Source organism: Barrientosiimonas humi, from assembly GCF_006716095.1.
Taxonomy (GTDB): Bacteria; Actinomycetota; Actinomycetes; order Actinomycetales; family Dermatophilaceae; genus Barrientosiimonas; species Barrientosiimonas humi.
Genome location: NZ_VFOK01000001.1, coordinates 1,674,777 through 1,690,503 on the forward strand (window position 1 = coordinate 1,674,777; position 15,727 = coordinate 1,690,503).

The 15,727-nt window shown below is 67.3% G+C and carries 10 protein-coding genes and 3 rRNA genes; all 13 read right to left on the minus strand.

Features of this window, described 5'->3' with window-relative positions; all coding sequences use genetic code 11:
* Nucleotides 1–27: 27 nt before the first annotated feature.
* Complete coding sequence (locus tag FB554_RS07795; RefSeq protein WP_142005441.1) at nt 28–378, minus strand: single-stranded DNA-binding protein; 351 nt, start codon at nt 376–378, stop codon at nt 28–30.
* Between the two features lie 135 nt (nt 379–513).
* On the minus strand, nt 514–1,290 hold the full coding sequence (locus FB554_RS07800) for a tetratricopeptide repeat protein (RefSeq protein WP_236022337.1): 777 nt from the start codon (nt 1,288–1,290) through the stop codon (nt 514–516).
* A 669-nt stretch (nt 1,291–1,959) separates the two neighbouring features.
* A 5S ribosomal RNA gene (gene rrf, locus FB554_RS07805) occupies nt 1,960–2,077 on the minus strand.
* Nucleotides 2,078–2,151: 74 nt separating this feature from the next.
* Nucleotides 2,152–5,281 (minus strand): 23S ribosomal RNA (locus tag FB554_RS07810).
* Between the two features lie 393 nt (nt 5,282–5,674).
* Nucleotides 5,675–7,208: ribosomal RNA gene (locus FB554_RS07815) — 16S ribosomal RNA — on the minus strand.
* The 16S, 23S and 5S rRNA genes sit together here, the layout of an rRNA operon.
* Nucleotides 7,209–7,592: 384 nt before the next feature.
* Nucleotides 7,593–8,855, minus strand: coding sequence for a tyrosine--tRNA ligase (gene tyrS, locus FB554_RS07820; protein WP_142005442.1), 1,263 nt, complete (start codon nt 8,853–8,855; stop codon nt 7,593–7,595).
* Between the two features lie 61 nt (nt 8,856–8,916).
* Entirely contained in the window at nt 8,917–9,552 is a 636-nt protein-coding gene (locus tag FB554_RS07825; RefSeq protein ID WP_142005443.1) for a DNA-3-methyladenine glycosylase, read from the minus strand.
* Nucleotides 9,549–10,988, minus strand: a complete 1,440-nt coding sequence (argH, locus tag FB554_RS07830) for an argininosuccinate lyase (protein WP_142005444.1) — start codon at nt 10,986–10,988, stop codon at nt 9,549–9,551. The genes FB554_RS07825 and argH overlap by 4 nt, the downstream gene beginning before the upstream one ends.
* Entirely contained in the window at nt 10,985–11,488 is a 504-nt protein-coding gene (locus tag FB554_RS07835) for an arginine repressor (protein ID WP_142005445.1), read from the minus strand. The genes argH and FB554_RS07835 overlap by 4 nt, the downstream gene beginning before the upstream one ends.
* Nucleotides 11,485–12,426 (minus strand): ornithine carbamoyltransferase, encoded by a 942-nt coding sequence (gene argF, locus FB554_RS07840; protein WP_142005446.1) that lies wholly within the window; start codon nt 12,424–12,426, stop codon nt 11,485–11,487. Before argF ends, FB554_RS07835 begins: the two co-directional genes overlap by 4 nt.
* Entirely contained in the window at nt 12,426–13,637 is a 1,212-nt protein-coding gene (locus FB554_RS07845; protein ID WP_142007503.1) for an acetylornithine transaminase, read from the minus strand. The genes argF and FB554_RS07845 overlap by 1 nt, the downstream gene beginning before the upstream one ends.
* Before the next feature lie 14 nt (nt 13,638–13,651).
* Complete coding sequence (gene argB, locus FB554_RS07850; RefSeq protein WP_142005447.1) at nt 13,652–14,560, minus strand: acetylglutamate kinase; 909 nt, start codon at nt 14,558–14,560, stop codon at nt 13,652–13,654.
* A complete protein-coding gene (gene argJ, locus FB554_RS07855) occupies nt 14,557–15,705 on the minus strand; it encodes a bifunctional glutamate N-acetyltransferase/amino-acid acetyltransferase ArgJ (RefSeq protein ID WP_142005448.1) in 1,149 nt (382 codons plus the stop codon). Before argJ ends, argB begins: the two co-directional genes overlap by 4 nt.
* Nucleotides 15,706–15,727: the final 22 nt, after the last annotated feature.

Genomic DNA, 15,727 nt, shown 5'->3' on the forward strand with positions numbered 1-15,727 from the left:
GTCAGGTGACGGGCCGCGCCCGGGGCATCACCCCTTCACCCGTCTGACCGAGGCGGCCTCCACCTCGTAGCGCGAGGCAGCGCCCTGCGCGGTGCGGAAGAACCGGCGCCGCAACGAGCCCTCGACCTCGACCACGGTGTCCGCCGTCAGGGCCGCGGCGCGACGCCGGGTGGTCGCCGAGAAGCAGGCCACGTCGATGGTGTCGACCGGTGCGGCGTTGCGCCGGGCGGTGGAGGCCTTGCGTCTCACGACGACCCGAAGGGTGACGATCGGGTCGCCGCTCGGCAGCACCCGCTCGGCCGGCTCACCGCTCACCCGGCCCACCAGCCGCACCTCGTTCAGGTCGGGCGGCGCCTCAGCCGGTGCTGGCGCGGACATGATGCGTACGTCGGTGAAGAGTTGTCATGCCACCAGCCTGCTCGGGGCGTGCTCGTGCGACCACGGCCGCGACCCGGCCGGTGGAAAACTGCGCGCCCCACGACAGCCCTGTGGACAGCCGCGGCTACCTCTGGCTCAGGCTTGCTGGTCGTCGCCGCCGGTCGCGGCGGTCTCGTCCTCGCTCAGGTCCTCGTCGCCCAGCTCGATGTCGTCCTCGCCCTCGAGCAGGTCCTCCAGGACCACACCCTCCAGCTCCGCGATCCGCTCGGCGGCGTCGGTCTCCTGCTGCGCGTCCAGCGTCAGCGCCTTGCTGAACCACTCGTGCGCGCCGTCCTCGTCACCCGTGGCGAGCAGGGCCTCCGCGTACGCATAGCTCAGCCGGGCCGCCCACGGCTGCCGGCCGAGCTTGTTCAGAGCGGGGATGCGCAGCCCCATGAGCGCAGCCTCGGGCTGGCCCAGGTCTCGGCGCACCCCCGACACGACGATCGCCAGCTCGATGTTGTCGGCCTCCGGCAGCCGCTTCGCCTCGGGCGAGCTCGCGAGCTCCAGCGCACGTTCCAGCCGACCGAGCCCGCGCTCGGCGTCGACCATGTATGGCAGCAGGTGGTCGGAGCCGGACAGCCGCCGCGCCGTGCGGAACTCGCGGAGCGCGTCGGAGAACTCCCCGCGCCGGTACAGCACCAGCCCCAGGGCCTCCCGCGCCGCAGGGACGCGGCCCGCACGGCGGACCGCCGTCTGGGCGTGGTCGAGCGCGAGGTCCGGTTCGTCCTCCAGCAGCATCGCCGCCGCCGCGAGGTGCTGTGCCACGCCCTCGGCGTTCTCCTTGGTCAGGGTGCGCAGCTGGTGCCACACCGCCCGGTCCAGCTCCTTGCCGGTGATGCCCTCCGGGATCTCCGGCTCCTTGCGCCGCACCGGGCGGCCGCTGTCGTCGCGCGGGGTCTGCCGGTCCCACGAACGGGGCCCCGGACGGTCCCCGGCGTTCCGCTCGGCCCAAGGCCGGCCGGCTCCGCCACGGTCGTCACGACGCGGCCCACCACGATCGTCACGACGCGGCCCACCGCGGTCGTCACGACGGGGACCACCGCGGTCATCACGGCGCGGACCGCCACGATCGTCACGACGGGGCCCGCCACGATCGTCACGACGGGGCCCGCCACGGTCATCCCGACGGGGCCCGCCACGGTCTAAGCTTCTGTTCCCGTCGCGGCGCGGACCGCGCCGGTCACCGGTGCGGTCGTCCGACCCGCGGCGCGGCCCGGATCCACCACGGCTGCGATCGCTCCCGAACCGTCCCCGGTCCTGCGAGGGTCGGTCCTCACGACGGGGCGGACGCTCTTCACGGGACCGGCCGGCGTCGGAGCCGCTCTCCCGACGGCCCTCCGCCGGCGAGTCACCACCGGTCCGACCGGCACGCTTCCATCGGCCCTCGCCGGCATCCCCACCGCGGCCCTCCTCGGACCGCCTGTTCTCCGCACCGGTGCTGTCGGCGTCGCTCACGATGACTCTCTCCCGTCACGGAAAAAGGTGGACAAATGCGTAGGAGGGGGAACCATGACGGTTCCCCCTCCTACTTCAAGTTAAGTCCGGCGGTGTCCTACTCTCCCACACCCTACCGAGTGCAGTACCATCGGCGCTGAAGGGCTTAGCTTCCGGGTTCGGAATGTGACCGGGCGTTTCCCCATTCGCTATGACCGCCGTAACACTGTGAAACTATCAACCAACCAACGGGCCGGTGCTGTTTCAGAGTTGCATAGTGGACGCGAGTATCTTTGTGGTAACAAGTTATCGGCTTATTAGTACCGGTCAGCTCCACACATTACTGTGCTTCCACGTCCGGCCTATCAACCCAGTCGTCTAGCTGGGAGCCTCACCACCCAAAGGGTGTTGGAAACCTCATCTTGAAGCGTGCTTCCCGCTTAGATGCTTTCAGCGGTTATCACTTCCGAACGTAGCTAATCAGCGGTGCTCTTGGCAGAACAACTGACACACCAGAGGTTCGTCCATCCCGGTCCTCTCGTACTAGGGACAGGTCTTCTCAAGCTTCCTACGCGCACAGCGGATAGGGACCGAACTGTCTCACGACGTTCTAAACCCAGCTCGCGTACCGCTTTAATGGGCGAACAGCCCAACCCTTGGGACCAACTCCAGCCCCAGGATGCGACGAGCCGACATCGAGGTGCCAAACCATGCCGTCGATATGAGCTCTTGGGCAAGATCAGCCTGTTATCCCCGGGGTACCTTTTATCCGTTGAGCGACGGCGCTTCCACAAGCCACCGTCGGGTCACTAGTCCCGACTTTCGTCCCTGCTCGACATGTCTGTCTCGCAGTCAAGCTCCCTTGTGCACTTACACTCGACACCTGATTGCCAACCAGGCTGAGGGAACCTTTGGGCGCCTCCGTTACCTTTTAGGAGGCAACCGCCCCAGTTAAACTACCCACCAGGCACTGTCCCTGAACCAGATCATGGTCCGAAGTTAGGAGCCCAGAACGACCAGAGTGGTATTTCAACAACGACTCCCCACCCCGCTGGCGCGAGGGGATCAACATCTCCCACCTATCCTACACAAGCCGTACCGAACACCAATACCAAGCTATAGTAAAGGTCCCGGGGTCTTTCCGTCCTGCTGCGCGTAACGAGCATCTTTACTCGTAGTGCAATTTCGCCGAGTTCGTGGTTGAGACAGTGGAGAAGTCGTTACGCCATTCGTGCAGGTCGGAACTTACCCGACAAGGAATTTCGCTACCTTAGGATGGTTATAGTTACCACCGCCGTTTACTGGCGCTTAAGATCTCAGCTTCACACCCCGAAAGATGTTAACCGGTCCCCTTAACGTTCCAGCACCGGGCAGGCGTCAGTCCGTATACATCGAATTGCTTCTTCGCACGGACCTGTGTTTTTAGTAAACAGTCGCTTCTCCCTGGTCTCTGCGGCCCTCGCCCCTAACCCGAAAGGGTTTCAAGGCTCAGGCCCCCCTTCTCCCGAAGTTACGGGGGCATTTTGCCGAATTCCTTAACCACGATTCACTCGATCGCCTTGGTATTCTCTACCCAACCACCTGAGTCGGTTTGGGGTACGGGCGGCTCGAACCTCGCTAGAAGTTTTTCTCGGCAGCATAGGATCACCCTACTTCCCACTAACGTGGTCACTATCAAGTCTCAGCCTTCAAGGCACCCGGATTTACCAGTAGTGCCGGCCTACACTCTTAGACGGGGACAACCATCGCCCCGCGGAGGCTACCTTCCTGCGTCACTCCATCGCTTACCTACTACAAGATCGGGTCCCACGCGCCCCCGACACCCCTACCCCCGAAAGGGCAGTAAGCGCGGGTTAGGGTGGTTAGCATCACCTGATTCGATATGGGCGGTCCTTCGCCGGTTCCGGAATATCAACCGGATGTCCATCGACTACGCCTGTCGGCCTCGCCTTAGGTCCCGACTTACCCAGGGCAGATTAGCTTGACCCTGGAACCCTTGGTTATTCGGCGCACGGGTTTCTCACCCGTGATTCGCTACTCATGCCTGCATTCTCACTCGTGTAGCGTCCACACCTGGATCACTCCGATGCTTCACCCGCCACACGACGCTCCCCTACCCAACCACACCCCTGAACAACCAAAAGATTGCTAGAGTAATGTGTGACTGCCACAGCTTCGGTGATGTGCTTGAGCCCCGCTACATTGTCGGCGCGGAATCACTTGACCAGTGAGCTATTACGCACTCTTTAAAGGGTGGCTGCTTCTAAGCCAACCTCCTGGTTGTCACAGCAACTCCACATCCTTTCCCACTTAGCACACGCTTAGGGACCTTAGCTGGTGATCTGGGCTGTTTCCCTCTCGACTACGAAGCTTATCCCCCGCAGTCTCACTGCCACGCTTCACTTACCGGCATTCGGAGTTTGGCTGACGTCAGTAACCTGGTGAGGCCCATCAGCCATCCAGTAGCTCTACCTCCGGCAAGAAACACGCAACGCTGCACCTAAATGCATTTCGGGGAGAACCAGCTATCACGGAGTTTGATTGGCCTTTCACCCCTACCCACAGCTCATCCCCTCAGTTTTCAACCTAAGTGGGTTCGGTCCTCCACGCCGTCTTACCGGCGCTTCAACCTGGCCATGGGTAGATCACTCCGCTTCGGGTCTAGACCCAGCGACTCAATCGCCCTATTCGGACTCGCTTTCGCTACGGCTACCCCACACGGGTTAACCTCGCCACTGAGCACTAACTCGCAGGCTCATTCTTCAAAAGGCACGCCATCACCCACACAAAGTGCAGGCCCTGACGGATTGTAAGCACATGGTTTCAGGTACTATTTCACTCCCCTCCCGGGGTACTTTTCACCTTTCCCTCACGGTACTAGTCCGCTATCGGTCACCAGGGAATATTTAGGCTTGACAGGTGGTCCTGCCAGATTCACACGGGATTCCTCGAGCCCCGTGCTACTCGGGGTAACACGCCAACGAAGTCACGCACATTTCAGCTACGGGGGTACCACCCTCTACGCCACGCCATTCAAGACGCTTCGCCTATGCACGCGATTTATCACTCCGCGCCGACCTGTCAGAGCCAGCACGACGCACCCCAAACAACCCCCGCTCCGCAACCCCTGACAGGTATCACACGAAACAGGTTTAGCCTCATCCGCTTTCGCTCGCCACTACTCACGGAATCACATATTGTTTTCTCTTCCTGTGGGTACTGAGATGTTTCACTTCCCCACGTTCCCTCCACACACCCTATATATTCAGATGCGGGTAACACCTCATAACAGGTGCTGGGTTTCCCCATTCGGACACCCTCGGATCGCAGTCCGGTTATCGACTCCCCGAGGCTTATCGCAGATTCCTACGTCCTTCATCGGTTCCTGGTGCCAAGGCATCCACCATGCGCCCTTAAAAACTTGGCCACAAAGATGCTCGCGTCCACTATACAATTCTCAAACAACACACGAACACCAACCACCAACACACCCAGTGCGCCAGCCAGCTGGTCCCGTCCACGAGAAAACCCCCACCCCGCAAACCCCCACACCACACAACAGTGACGCGGAACCTTGCATCAGGCAGGTCCTGTTCCCTCAGGACCCAACAACGTGTCGACACCCCCACGCACTCCACAACCCGGTCACCAGCCCTCCACACCACCACCCCCACCCAACCAAGAAGGCTAAGCAGGAAGCGTGGTCGTACTAGCCGGCCCTGACCAGACCGAAGCGCCACGAGGCACCATGATCGATGTTCCACCCATGAGCACACCCCCAGCACACACACGGCACTGAAGAGGCTTAACAGCTCCTTAGAAAGGAGGTGATCCAGCCGCACCTTCCGGTACGGCTACCTTGTTACGACTTAGTCCCAATCGCCAGTCCCACCTTCGACCACTCCCCCCAGGAAAACCTGGTTAGGCCATGGGCTTCGGGTGTTACCAACTTTCGTGACTTGACGGGCGGTGTGTACAAGGCCCGGGAACGTATTCACCGCAGCGTTGCTGATCTGCGATTACTAGCGACTCCAACTTCATAGGGTCGAGTTGCAGACCCCAATCCGAACTGAGACCAGCTTTAAGGGATTCGCTCCACCTCACGGTCTCGCAACCCTCTGTACCGGCCATTGTAGCATGCGTGAAGCCCAAGACATAAGGGGCATGATGATTTGACGTCATCCCCACCTTCCTCCGAGTTGACCCCGGCAGTCTCCCATGAGTCCCCACCATCACGTGCTGGCAACATGGAACGAGGGTTGCGCTCGTTGCGGGACTTAACCCAACATCTCACGACACGAGCTGACGACAACCATGCACCACCTGTGCACCAGCCACAAAGGGAAACCACATCTCTGCAGTCGTCCGGTGCATGTCAAGCCTTGGTAAGGTTCTTCGCGTTGCATCGAATTAATCCGCATGCTCCGCCGCTTGTGCGGGCCCCCGTCAATTCCTTTGAGTTTTAGCCTTGCGGCCGTACTCCCCAGGCGGGGCGCTTAATGCGTTAGCTGCGGCACGGAACCCGTGGAATGGATCCCACACCTAGCGCCCAACGTTTACGGCATGGACTACCAGGGTATCTAATCCTGTTCGCTCCCCATGCTTTCGCTTCTCAGCGTCAGTAATGGCCCAGAGACCTGCCTTCGCCATCGGTGTTCCTCCTGATATCTGCGCATTTCACCGCTACACCAGGAATTCCAGTCTCCCCTACCACACTCTAGTCTGCCCGTACCCACTGCAGACCCGGAGTTAAGCCCCGGGCTTTCACAGCAGACGCGACAAACCGCCTACAAGCTCTTTACGCCCAATAATTCCGGACAACGCTCGCACCCTACGTATTACCGCGGCTGCTGGCACGTAGTCAGCCGGTGCTTCTTCTCCACCTACCGTCACCCCGAAGGGCTTCGTCAATGGCGAAAGGAGTTTACAACCCGAAGGCCGTCATCCCCCACGCGGCGTCGCTGCATCAGGCTTGCGCCCATTGTGCAATATTCCCCACTGCTGCCTCCCGTAGGAGTCTGGGCCGTGTCTCAGTCCCAGTGTGGCCGGTCGCCCTCTCAGGCCGGCTACCCGTCACCGCCTTGGTAGGCCACTACCCCACCAACAAGCTGATAGGCCGCGAGCCCATCCTTCACCGAAAAAATCTTTCCACAACACACCATGCAGTGCGCCGTCATATCCAGTATTAGACCCAGTTTCCCAGGCTTATCCCAGAGTGAAGGGCAGGTTACTCACGTGTTACTCACCCGTTCGCCACTAATCCACCCGAGCAAGCTCGGGCATCATCGTTCGACTTGCATGTGTTAAGCACGCCGCCAGCGTTCGTCCTGAGCCAGGATCAAACTCTCCGTAGAAAATCAAAACCTGGCCGAAATTGAACAGAGTTCAAAATCAACCAAACAAACATTTGGCATCAATCACTCGACACGCTGTTGAGTTCTCAAGAAACAGGTGCACACCTCGGACCCAGACCTTTGCGGTCTCGCTCTTTGGGGCAACTTCTCTAAGTTACCACGCTCGGTTGTCCTTGCCAAACCGCCGTTGCGGGCTGTTCAGGACTGTCGTTGTGGTGCCTCGCCATGGTCTCGTCGGACCCTGAGCGAGGAGATCGACCGCCGGACCGGCCAGCCTCTCGGCTGTCCGTGCCTCCTTGCGGCGACTCGGAGAACATTACGTCATCGCGAGCGCCATGCCAAATCGGGGGCGGCCCGGCGGTCGACCTGCGCCGTCGCGCCTGGTCAGACCGCCCGGCGGGCGGCCACCTGGTGCTTGCGGCCGCGCTTGATGAGGGCGGCCTCCCCGTGCAGGAAGTCGCTGTCGACGAGGACGTACTCGGGGTCGGCGACCTTGACGTTGTTCAGCGAGATGCCGCCCTCCCCCAGCAGCCGGCGGGCGCCGTTGCGGCTGTCGGCCACCCCGGTGGCCACCAGCACGTCGACGATCTCCTGCCCCGGTTCCGCCGGCCCCCCGGGGAGCTCGGCCAACGCGTCGCGCAGCGTCTGCGCGTCGAGGGCGCTGACGTCGCCCTTGCCGAACAGCGCGGCCGAGGCCGCCTCGACGGACGCGGTGGCGTCGGGCCCGTGCACGAGGGTGGTGACCTCGTGGGCCAGGCGCCGCTGGGCCGCTCGCCGGAACGGCTCCTCGGCCACCTGTCGCTCGACCTCGGGCAGCTCCTCCGGCGTGATCTCGGTGAACACCTTGAGCCGGTCGATCACGACGGCGTCCTCGGTGTTGAGCCAGTACTGGTAGAAGGCGTACGGGCTCATCAGCTGCGGGTTGAGCCACAGTGCGTTGCCCTCGGACTTGCCGAGCTTCTTGCCCTCGGCGTCGGTGATGAGCGGGGCCGTCTGCGCGTGCACCCGCGCGCCCTCGGCGGCGTGCACCAGGTCGACCCCGGACAGCAGGTTGCCCCACTGGTCGTTGCCTCCGACCTGCAGCGTGCAGTCGTACTCGCGGAACAGGTGCAGGAAGTCCAGCGCCTGCAGCAGCTGGTAGCTGAACTCGGTGTAGCTGATGCCCTGCTCGGACTCCAGCCGGCGGGCCACGATGTCGCGCTTGATCATCGAGTTGACGCGGAAGTGCTTGCCGATGTCGCGCAGGAAGTCCAGAGCGCTGATGCCCTGGGTCCAGTCGAGGTTGTTGACCATCCGGGCGGGGTTATCGCCGTCGAAGCGCAGGAACGGGCGCACCTGCTCCTGGATGCTGCTCACCCACTCGGCCGTCTGCTCCTTGGTGTGCAGGACCCGCTCGGAGGTGGGGCGCGGATCGCCGATCTGGCCGGTGGACCCGCCCACCAGACAGATGACGTGGTGGCCGGAGCGCTGCAGGTGGCGCAGGATGATCAGCTGCACGAGGTGGCCGATGTGCAGCGACGCGGCCGTGGGGTCGAACCCGCAATAGACCGTGACGGGCCCGTCGGCGAGTGCTCGGCGCAGCGCGGCCTCGTCGGTGGTCTGTGCCACCAGGCCGCGCCACTGCAGCTCGTCGAAGATGTCGCTCACGGTCGTCCGGTCCTCTCCTCGGCGCCGGAGCCGACCCCCGGCGGTGCGTGCTCAGCCTGCCCTATCGCCGGGCCGGCCTCCGACGGGGTTTCGCGGGGCGGTACGCCGACACCGTCGGGTCGCCGTCGATCCAGAAGCGCCACGGGAACCGTCCCCCGTCACCGCCGTCCCCCGAGACTCCGACGCGGGGGCCGGTGCGGACCTGCGCCGCATCGACCGGGTCGCCCCGCACCACGGTGACGGGCGCGGCGGGGTCGGTCGTGCGTACGCCGTCGTCTCCACTGGTGATGCCGAGCGCCTGGACCAGGCGCGCCGGCCCGCGCGCGAGGTCGCGGTCGGCGAGCCGGGTGGAGCGGCCGGCGGTGCGCCGCTCGCGGGCCAGGTCGATCCCGGTCACCACCTCGCCGGCGCGCAGCAGGACCGCCGACGCGCGGCCGTCCTCGCCGCACACGAGGTTGGCGCAGTGGTGCATGCCGTAGGTGAAGTAGACGTACAGCCCGCCGGGCGGGCCGAACATGACCCGCGTGCGCGGCGTCTCTCCCCGGAAGGCGTGCGACCCGGGGTCGTTGCTCCCGTCGTAGGCCTCGACCTCGGTGAGCCGGACCCCGACGCCTGCGTGGGTCACCACGCACCCGAGCAGCTCGGGGGCGACCTCGAGCACGGGCCGGTCGAAGAAGCCGGCGTCGAGCCGCGTCATGCCCGCTGCTGCGGTCCTACCGGCTGCTCGGCCCAGGCGCGCAGCTCGCCGGCCCGCTCGACGGCGCGGTCGAGCTGCTCGACGACCCGGTCGGGGGCGGTGCCGCCCTTGGCCGACCGCGACGCGAGGGATCCCGGCACCGACAGCACCTCGCGCACGCCGGGGGTCAGGTGCGGGCTGATGGCCGCGAGGTCGTCGTCGGTGAGGTCCCACAGCTCGATGCCACGCTCCTCGCACACCCGCACGCAGGCACCCGCCACCTCGTGGGCGACGCGGAACGGCACTCCCTCGCGCACGAGCCACTCGGCGATGTCGGTGGCCAGCGAGAACCCTTGCGGGGCAAGCGATTCGAGCCGGTCGGGGTGGAACGTGAGCGTGCCGACCATGCCCGCGACGGCAGGGAGGAGGACCTCGAGGGTGTCGACCGCGTCGAACACCGGCTCCTTGTCCTCCTGCAGGTCGCGGTTGTACGCCAGCGGCAGCGCCTTGAGCGTGGTCATCAGCCCGGCGAGGTCGCCGACCAGCCGGCCGGCCTTGCCGCGCGCGAGCTCGGCGACGTCGGGGTTCTTCTTCTGCGGCATGATGCTCGACCCCGTGGAGAAGGCGTCGTCGAGCGTGACGAAGGAGAACTCCTTGGTCGCCCAGAGGATGACCTCCTCGGACAGCCGCGACACGTCGACCGCGCCCATGGCCGCGACGAACGCGAACTCGGCGACGAAGTCGCGTGCGGCAGTGCCGTCGATGGAGTTGTCGGTGGCGGTGGCGAACCCGAGCTCGCGAGCCACCGACTCCGGGTCGAGGCCGAGCGAGGAACCGGCGAGCGCCCCTGAGCCATAAGGCGATTCGTCGGTGCGGGCGTCCCAGTCGCGCCAGCGGTCCACGTCACGCAGGAGGGCCCAGGCGTGGGCCAGCAGGTGGTGGGACAGCAGCACCGGCTGGGCGTGCTGCAGGTGGGTGCGCCCGGGCATCGCGACCCCGAGGTGGGTGCGGGCCTGGGCCGCGAGGGCGTCGACGACGTCGAGCAGCAGCAGCGAGCAGGCCCGGGCGTGGTCGCGCAGGTACATCCGCAGCAGGGTCGCGATCTGGTCGTTGCGCGAGCGGCCGGCCCGCAACCGCCCACCCACGTCGGCGCCCGCCCGCTCGATGAGACCGCGCTCGAGGGCGGTGTGCACGTCCTCGTCGTCCTCGGCGGGCAGGAACGCGCCAGAGCGCACGTCGTCGTCGAGCTGGTCGAGCGCGCGCAGCATGGCACCGAGGGCCTCCTCGTCCAGCAGCCCGGCCCCGTGCAGGACGCGCGCGTGCGCGCGCGAGCCGGCGAGGTCGTACGGCGCCAGTCGCCAGTCGAAGTGCGTCGACTTCGACAGCGCGGCCAGCGCGTCGGCCGGGCCCCCGGAGAAACGTCCGCCCCACAGGCTGGTCTTGGCGTCCGTCGTCATTCGTCGTTCCCTTCCGACATCGTGAGCAGCAGGTCGGCCACCTGCGGTCCGGTGTGCCCGGAGCGCGGGATGACCAAGATGGTGTCGTCCCCGGCGACGGTCCCGAGCACCGGGTCGAGCCCGGCGGTGTCGATCGCCGACGCGAGGAAGCTGGCCGCCCCCGGCGGGGTGCGCAGCACGACCAGGTCGCCGTTGCACTCGGCGACCACGAGCAGCTCGACGAGCACCCGCCGCAGACGCCCGTCCGGCGCCTCGCGACCGTCGCCGCCGGAGTGCATCGCGCGCTCCCCGCCCTCGGCGGGCACGGCGTAGACCAGCTGGCGGCCCTGGCGCACCTTCTCGGCGCCGAGCTCGACCAGGTCGCGCGAGAGCGTCGCCTGGGTGACGGCGACGCCGTCGTCGGCCAACCGGTCGACCAGCTCGGTCTGGGAGCGGATCGGCTCGCGACGGATGATCTCGACGATGCGCTGGTGGCGCGCCGAGCGGGTGCGCGGGATCATCCGTCGTCCCGGGCGCGGTCGAGCAGGAAGGCCAGCAGGGCCTTCTGCGCGTGCAGCCGGTTCTCGGCCTCGTCCCACACGACCGACCGCGGCCCGTCGATGACCTCGGCGCTGATCTCGAACCCGCGGTAGGCCGGCAGGCAGTGCAGCACGATCGCGTCGTCGGTGGCGTGGGCGAGCAGCTCCTGGTCGACGGCGAACGGTGCGAAGGGGCTGCTGGCGCCCTTGCGCTCGGCCGCCTCCTGCTCCTGCCCCATCGACATCCAGGTGTCGGTGATCACCACGTCGGCGCCGGCGACCGCCTCGACCGCGTCGTCGAGGACGGTCGCGGATCCCCCTGTCTGCGAAGCGATCTCGGCTGCACGCTGCACGATCCGGGGATCGGGCTGGTGGGTCGCGGGGCCGGCCACGCGGACGTGCAGCCCGGCGGTCGCCCCGCCGAGGAGGTAGGAGTGGGCCATGTTGTTGGCGGCGTCGCCGACGTACGTCATCGTCAGGCCGGGCAGGCGGCCCTTGTGCTCGCGCACGGTGAGCAGGTCGGCCAGGATCTGGCACGGGTGGAAGTCGTCGGTGAGGGCGTTGACGACGGGGACACCGGCGTACTGCGCCATGTCCTCGATGCGGTCCTGGCCGTACGTCCGCCACACCACCGCGCTGACCTGCCGCCTGAGCACGCGCGCCACGTCGGCGATCGACTCGCGGGTGCCGATCTGGGCGAGGTTGCCGTCGACCACCATCGGGAAGCCGCCGAGCTCGGCGACGCCGACCGAGAACGACAGCTGGGTGCGCAGCGTGGGCTTGTCGAAGATGATCGCGACGCCCTGCGGCCCCTCCAGCGGCCGCTCGGCGAACCGGTCGGCCTTGAGCGCGGCCGCGCGGTCGAGCACCGCGCTCTGCTCGGCGGGCGTGAGGTCGTCGTCGCGCAGGAAGTGACGCATCAGGCGGGATCCTCCTCGAGGACGCGGTCCAGGACGGGGGTCAGGTCGGCGAGGAAGTCGTCGACCTGACCGGTGGTGAGCACCAGCGGCGGCGCCAGGCGCAGCGCGTCGGGTGCGACGGGGTTGACCAGGTGCCCGGCCTCGCGCAGGGCGGTGGCGAGGGCCGGGGCGACCGGCCGGGTGAGGCCGACGGCGCGCAGCAGACCGAGGCCGCGGCTGCCGGCCACGAGCGGGTGATCCAGGCGGGCCACGCCCTGGCGCAGGTGCTCCCCCACGCGCTCGGCGTGGGCCATCAGGCCCTGGGACTCCACGACGTCGAGCACGGTGAGCGCGGCCGCCGCGGCCAGCGGGTTGCCGCCGAACGTGGTGCCGTGCTGGGTGGGCCCGAGCAGGCCGGAGACGTGGGAGCCGAAGGTGACCAGCGCCCCGATCGGCACGCCGCCTCCGAGGCCCTTCGCGACGGTGATCGCGTCGGGGGTGATGCCGGCGTGCTGGAAGCCGAACCAGCGCCCGGTGCGCCCGATGCCGCTCTGGATCTCGTCGACGACGAGCAGCGCGCCGCGCTCTGCCGTGACCGCGCGCGCGTGCTGCAGATAACCGTCGGGCGGCAGCACGACACCGGCCTCGCCCTGCACGGGTTCGAGCACGAGCGCCGCGGTGCGCTCGGTGACGGCGGCGTCGAGCGCGTCGGTGTCGCCGTAGGGGACGTGGGTCACCCCGGGCAGCAGCGGCTCGAACGGCTCGCGGTAGGCCGCCTTGGCGGTGAGTGCGAGGGCTCCGGTGGTGCGGCCGTGGAAGGCGCCCTCGGCCGCCACGATCTCGGTGCGGCCGGTGCGCCGGGTCAGCTTGATCGCCGCCTCGATCGCCTCGGCGCCGGAGTTGGCGAGGAACACCTTCGAGCCGGCGGGCGCGCCGGCCACCTCGATCAGCCGCTCCGCGAGGCGGATCTGGGCGGGCGAGGTGAACAGGTTGGAGACGTGGATCGCCTCGGCCGCCTGCTTGCTCACCGCCGCGACCAGCTCGGGGTGGCCGTGGCCCAGCGCGTTGACCGCGATGCCGCCGATGAGGTCGAGGTAGCGCCGGCCGTCGACGTCCCAGACGTAGCACCCCTCGCCACGGTCGAGCACGAGCGGCGGCGAGCCGAAGACCCCCAGCACGCTGTCGGAGTATCGCTGCAGCCAGTCTGCCTGTCCCTCAACGGGATTCATCATCTGCTCCGTGTCGGTCACGAGTCGTCCCCCGGCAGGATCATGGTGCCGATGCCCTCGTCGGTGAAGACCTCGAGCAGCAGCGAGTGCGGTGACCGCCCGTCGATGACGTGGGCCTGCGGCACCCCGCCCCGCACCGCACGGATGCACGCGTCGAGCTTGGGCACCATGCCCGCGTCGACCTGCTGCACGAGGCGCTCGGCCTCGCCGAGCGACATGCGCGACAGGAGGCTGTCGGGGTCGGGCCAGCGGGCGTACACGCCTTCGACGTCGGTGAGCACGACGAGCTTGTGCGCACCGAGCGAGACGGCCAGCGCGGCCGCGGCGGTGTCGGCGTTGACGTTGAGCACGGTCCCGTCGCTGTCCAGGTCGGGTGCGACCGAGGAGATCACCGGGATGCGGCCCGCGGCGAGCAGGTCGCGCACCGCGGTGGGGTTGACCGTCTGCACGTCGCCGACGAGGCCGAGGTCGACCTGCTCGCCGTCGACGACGGTCGTGCGGCGCCGCGCGCCGAACAGGCCGGCGTCCTCGCCGGACATGCCGACGGCCAGCGGGCCGTGCTGGTTGATCAGGCCGACCAGCTCGCGGCTGACCTGTCCGGTGAGCACCATGCGCACCACGTCCATGGCCTCGGGCGTGGTGACGCGCAGCCCGCCGCGGAACTCGCTCTCGATGCCGAGCCGGTCGAGCATCTGCTGGATCTGCGGGCCACCCCCGTGCACGACGACGACGCGCAGGCCGGCGTAGCGCAGGAACGCGATGTCGGCCGCGAACGCCGCCTTCAGGGCGTCGTCGGTCATCGCGTTGCCGCCGTACTTGACGACCACGAGGGCGTCGCGGAACCGCTCGAGCCACGGGAGCGCCTCGACGAGGGTGGCCGCCTTGCCTGCGGCGTCGGACAGGGACCGGGAGCTGCGCACGCTCATGTGCTGTAGGCCGAGTTCTCGTGGACGTAGTCGTGGGTCAGGTCGTTGGTCCAGACCGTCGCGGTGTGCTCGCCCGCGTGCAGGTCGACCGCGACGTGGACCTCGCGCGGCGTCAGGTCGACCAGCGAGCGGTCCTCCCCCACCCCGCACTGCCGGCACACCTGCACGCCGTTGACGGTGACGTCCAACTGCGTCGGGTCGAACTCGGCCGCAGTGGTGCCGACAGCGGCGACGACCCGCCCCCAGTTGGGGTCGTTGCCGAAGATCGCGGTCTTGAACAGGTTGTTCCGCGCGATGGCGCGCGCGACCTCGAGAGCGTCGGACTCGCTTGCGGCAGAACGGATCTCGATGGCGATGTCGTGGGCAGCGCCCTCGGCGTCGCCGATCAGCTGACGGGCGAGGTCGGCGCACACGGCGGTGACCGCCGCGGACAGGTCGCGGCGAGCCGGGCGTACGCCGGACGCGCCCGATGCGAGCAGCAGCACCGTGTCGTTGGTCGACTGGCACCCGTCGGAGTCGATGCGGTCGAACGTCACCGCGCACGCCTCGCGCAGCACCGCGTCGAGCTCGCCGGGCTCCGCCTCGGCGTCGGTGGTGAGCACCACGAGCATGGTCGCCAGGGCGGGAGCCAGCATGCCGGCTCCCTTGGCCATGCCGCCCACGACGAAGCCGTCGCCCTCGGCGGTGGCCTGCTTGGGGACGGTGTCGGTGGTCATGATCGCGGTGGCCGCGGCCTCGCCGTCGGGGCCGAGGGCGTCGGCGGCCGGGGCGATCGCGGCGAGCAGCCGGTCCATCGGCAGCCGTTCGCCGATCAGCCCCGTGGAGCAGACCGCGACGTCGCCAGCGGAGACGCCGAGCGTCTCGGCGACGGCCTCGGCGGTGCGGTGGGTGTCGAGGAACCCGGGCGGCCCGGTGCAGGCGTTGGCCCCGCCGGAGTTGAGCACGACCGCGTCGAGCCGGCCGTCGGCGACGACCTGGCGCGACCAGGTGACCGGCGCGGCCTCGACCCGGTTGCTGGTGAACACCGCCGCGGCCGACCGCTGCGGTCCGTCGTTGACGACCAGCGCGAGGTCGGGTCGCCCGCTCGGCTTGAGCCCGGCGACCACGCCGCTGGCCCGAAACCCTTGTGCCGCAGTAACACTCACGGCGTGGCCTCCTGGTGATCGG

Excerpts from the sequence above, each read along its gene's own strand:
- FB554_RS07835 (WP_142005445.1), bottom strand. The coding sequence starts at position 11,488 with ATGATCCCGCGCACCCGCTCGGCGCGCCACCAGCGCATCGTCGAGATC.
- argF (WP_142005446.1), bottom strand. The coding sequence starts at position 12,426 with ATGCGTCACTTCCTGCGCGACGACGACCTCACGCCCGCCGAGCAGAGC.
- argB (WP_142005447.1), bottom strand. The coding sequence starts at position 14,560 with ATGAGCGTGCGCAGCTCCCGGTCCCTGTCCGACGCCGCAGGCAAGGCG.
- argH (WP_142005444.1), bottom strand. The coding sequence starts at position 10,988 with ATGACGACGGACGCCAAGACCAGCCTGTGGGGCGGACGTTTCTCCGGG.
- FB554_RS07795 (WP_142005441.1), bottom strand. The coding sequence starts at position 378 with ATGTCCGCGCCAGCACCGGCTGAGGCGCCGCCCGACCTGAACGAGGTG.
- FB554_RS07825 (WP_142005443.1), bottom strand. The coding sequence starts at position 9,552 with ATGACGCGGCTCGACGCCGGCTTCTTCGACCGGCCCGTGCTCGAGGTC.
- FB554_RS07845 (WP_142007503.1), bottom strand. The coding sequence starts at position 13,637 with ATGATGAATCCCGTTGAGGGACAGGCAGACTGGCTGCAGCGATACTCC.